3 protein-coding genes are annotated in these 4,049 nt (G+C 67.5%); 2 read left to right on the top strand and 1 reads right to left on the bottom strand.

The genetic code is table 11. The features are described from left to right. Positions 1–47: 47 nt before the first annotated feature. Positions 48–803, top strand: coding sequence for a tRNA(His) guanylyltransferase Thg1 family protein (locus VF794_RS16105; RefSeq protein WP_331111343.1), 756 nt, complete (start codon positions 48–50; stop codon positions 801–803). An 18-nt stretch (positions 804–821) separates the two neighbouring features. On the opposite strand, the gene VF794_RS16100 is transcribed toward VF794_RS16105, so the two are convergent. Continuing rightward, the gene (locus VF794_RS16100) at positions 822–2,219 is read right to left on the bottom strand and encodes a hypothetical protein (protein ID WP_331111341.1); all 1,398 of its coding nucleotides are present in this window, start codon (positions 2,217–2,219) and stop codon (positions 822–824) included. Between the two features lie 371 nt (positions 2,220–2,590). Between VF794_RS16100 and VF794_RS16095 the strand changes: the two genes are divergently transcribed. After that, on the top strand, positions 2,591–4,049 hold a 1,459-nt coding region (locus VF794_RS16095), incomplete at its 3' end, for a bifunctional metallophosphatase/5'-nucleotidase (RefSeq protein WP_331111339.1).

The raw sequence follows: 4,049 nt of genomic DNA, 5'->3' as shown, positions 1-4,049 counted from the left end.
GGTCCGCCCGGAGGGCGGCTTCGACGTGAGGGAATGGAGGGAGGGACATGAAGCCGGATGATTTCGAGGCCCGCATGCGGGAGGGCGAGTTCTTCCACTCGCTGCGGCTGCTGAGCGGGGCGTGGTGCGTGCTGCGGGTGGACGGCAAGGGCTTCTCGCGCCTCACGGAGGAGCGTTATGAGAAGCCCTTCGATCCCAGGCTGCGCGAGCAGATGGTGCGCACCGCCTCGGCGCTGATGGAGGAGTTCCAGGGCCTCTACGCGTACACGGAGAGCGATGAGATCTCCGTGCTCTTTCCGCCGGAGTGGTCGCTCTACGACCGGGAGGTGGAGAAGCTGGTGTCCATCTCGGCGGGCGTGGCGAGCGCGACCTTCACGCACGTGGCGGGAGTGCCGGCGGTGTTCGACAGCCGGGTGTGGCTGGGCGTGAACGAGAAGGCGGTGGTGGACTACTTCCGCTGGAGACAGTCGGACGCGACCCGCTGCGCGTTGAATGGCTGGTGCTACTGGACGCTGCGCAAGGAGGGCCAGAGTGTGTCCCAGGCCACCCGCGCGCTGCACGGCCAGTCGGTGGGCTTCAAGAACGAGCTCCTCTTCCAGCGGGGCATCAACTTCAACGAGCTGCCGCTCTGGCAGCGGCGCGGCACGGGCATCTCCTGGGAGGAGTACGAGAAGGAGGGAGTGGACCCGCGCAGCGGCCAGAAGGTGAGCACCGTCCGCCGACGGCTGCGCGTGAACGAGTCCCTCCCGATGAAGGAGGAGTACGACGCCTACGTGCTGGGGCTGATGAAGGCCCCAGCCTGAGGCCTCAACGCTCCGTCACTAGCGGCAGGCCGTCTGCCCGCCGCTGGCGAAATACCCCTGCGCCCGCTGGAGGAAGCGACCGTTGTCCGTGGAGGGAGTGGTCTGCCCATCGGCGCCCGAGCCAAAGACCATGCCGAATCCATGCGAGGCGGCGACCTCCCCCGGGCGGTCGAAGAAGTAGTCGAGGCGATTGTCGCGCCACTTCTCATTGGTACCGGGCAGCGCCATGTTGCCTACCGGGAGCTGCCACCACAGGTTGGGCTTCCCGAGCCGCTCCGAGAGGGCCTTCGACCACGTGAAGGCCTGGCGGAAGTGGGGCAGCGTGGTGTTGGTCGTATCCCACCAGTGGTTCGTCCCCGTCTTCAACTGGTACCACTGGGCATCACGGTCACTCGCTTCCACGACGACGAAGTCCGCATTGGCGGCGCCGCACAGGCGCAGGAAGTCGGCCACCTTGCCCGCCTCCACCGACACGTTGAGGAGCGGGTTGATGTTGAGGTGTACGTCGAGCTTCGTGGCCCATGCCGAGGCGTGCAGGCCCACCTTCGCATTGGGGGCGTACTTGCGCGCCATGGCGATCATGCAGTGCCCCATGCCGGCCACCGAGTTGGGCTGGGTGGCGCAGTCGGTGGGGTTGGCCGACGCCACCGCGGCGGGCTGCAGCCGGGGATCCAGTGTGAGGAATTGCGCGTAGGCCCAGAAGTCCGGCTCGATGTGGAGGAGGGCGGGACGGCTTCCAATCTGCTTCAGCACGAAACGCCAGTCATTGAAGTAGCGCTGCATGAGACCGAGGTTTTGCGCCGCGAGCACCACCGCCGTGCCATCCGCCACGCCGCTGGTATGGAGGAGTTGGTAGTAGGTGATCATCGGAAGCTGTCCCCGGGAGGCCGTCGTCTGGAGGAAGTCGCGCAGGTACTGTCCCGGGGCCTGCTGGTCCCACTGCCAGCAACCCCACCAGCGACACCCGCCGCTCGCGTTGGAGCAGGAGAGCGCCCCAGCGCGGCAGTTCAAACACGAGGTGCATGGCTCCACCGTGTCGAACAGCCCACCCGCGAGGTACATGTAGCGGATGTCGAACGGCGCCTGCGCGGCCACGGCATCGGTCATCTTTCCCCCGACGAGCACATCGCTCTTGCCCAGGGACGTCAGCAGCGGTCCGGCGAGGCAACCCGAGGAGACGCCTCCATCGGCGACCGTGCCCGCATCGGTGCTCCCGCTCCCCGCATCCGTGCCGGTGCCCGCGTCGGGAGGAGCGCAGTGCTTGCACCCGGCCAAAGCCAGACGTTCGTCGATGAGCGAAGCCTCGGCGGTGCCTGGCTCGAAGTCCTCCGCCCCCTCCGGGGCGATTTCGATGCAGGCTGGAAGTGTCAGCAATCCCAACAGTGCGAGAACGGGCCAGGGAGAGATGGGTTGCATGGGAGCACTCCGGTGGGGAAAGCGCCCGCCCACGACTCCAGTGCGCCCCGAATGTCAGACGGGAACGCACTGAAACGAGCCAGAACCGTTGTAATGATACAGCGGTTGAAGAAAGCCTCGGCGAGGGGGACGCCTGGGGTTGAGAGGTGAAGCTTCATCCCCACGGGCTCTGGAGAAACCCTCCCCGCGGGCCAGATGCCGCATTGACTATTCCACGTCGTCCACCCGCGATGTGTCCGCTAGTTCCACAGAGGAGTCTGTTCCGTCGGGTCGCTCCAGCGTGGGCAGAACCTTCCACGAATGCCGTGTCCCGCCCCCGCGGTCCAGGCCGTTCCGCGCGCCTCGATTATCGAGTAGTTCGCTCCACGCCCATGAACCCTCCCGCTTTCAACTTCCTTGGAGCGCTCGCCATCGGCGCCCTGCTCGTCCTCCATCCGGGATGCGGCAAGGCTCTCAAGCCCCAGCCCAAGCCCCAGCCGATCCACGTGCAGGTGCTGGCCTTCAACGACTTCCACGGCAACCTGGAGGCCCCCTCGGGCAGCACCGGCCGCATCAGGACGAGGGGCAGCGATGGGGGCATCGTCGAAGTGAACGCCGGCGGCGCGGCCTTCCTGGCCCACCACCTCCAGACGCTGCGGGAGGAGAACCCCGAGCGCACGGTGGTCGTGTCGGCCGGTGATCTGATCGGCGCCTCGCCGCTGATCTCCGGCATCTTCCACGACGAGCCCACCATCGAAGCGATGAACCTGATGGGGCTGGACATCAACGCCGTGGGCAACCACGAATTCGACGACGGCGTCGCCGAGCTGCTGCGCATGCAGACAGGTGGCTGCCACCCGGTGGACGGGTGCCAGTCGGGCTCGTCCTTCCCCGGCGCGAAGTTCAAGTTCCTCTCGGCCAACGTGTTCACCGACGTGGCCACCCGGCGGACCCTGCTCCCGGCCTATGACATCCGCGAGTTCCAGGGCGTGAAGGTCGCCTTCATCGGCATGACGCTGGAGGGAACGCCGCTCATCGTCAGCCCGACCGGCGTGGCGGGGCTCACCTTCCAGGACGAGGCGGACACGGTCAATGCCCTGGTCCCGGAGCTGAAGCAGCAGGGGGTGGAGGCCATCGTGGTCGTCATTCACGAGGGTGGCCTGCCGACGGGGCTCCATGATGAGTGCCCTGGCATCTCCGGCCCCATCAAGGAGCTGGTCGAGCGGTTCGATGACGAGGTGGACGTGGTCGCCTCCGGTCACACGCACCAGGCGTACAACTGCGTCATCGACGGCAAGCGCGTCACCAGCGCGGCCAGCAACGGGCGCCTCGTCACGGACATCGACATGGTGCTGGATTCCGTCTCGCGCGACGTGGTGGAGGTGACCGCGCGCAATGTCATCGTCACGCGCGGCACCGCGAACACCTCCGTGGAGGCGTTGGTGCGGAGGCTCGTCACCAAGGCCGCGCCCCTGCGCGACAGGATCATCGGCCACACCCCGAGCGAGCTGAAGGCCCCCGTGCGTCCGCTGCCGGCGGGCTCCTCGGGTGAGTCCACGCTCGGCAACGTCGTCGCGGACGGGATGCTCGCGGCCACGCGCGAGCCGAGGCTGGGAGGGGCCGTCATCGCCTTCCAGAACCCGGGCGGCGTCCGCGCGGACGTCAACGCCGGGGACATCACCTTCGGCGAGGTCTTCGCGGTCCAGCCCTTCGCCAACAACCTGGTGACGCTGACGCTCACCGGCGCGCAGCTCGAGACGCTGCTGGAGCAGCAGTTCCAGCCGGCCGGCACCTCCATCCTCCAGGTCTCGCGGGGCTTCGCCTTCAGCTGGAAGGCGTCGGGGCCGCGGG

Source organism: Archangium sp., from assembly GCF_036389735.1.
Taxonomy (GTDB): Bacteria; Myxococcota; Myxococcia; order Myxococcales; family Myxococcaceae; genus Archangium.
The sequence above is the reverse complement of the archived record's forward strand: the minus strand, read 5'-3'. Positions and strand labels throughout refer to the sequence as shown.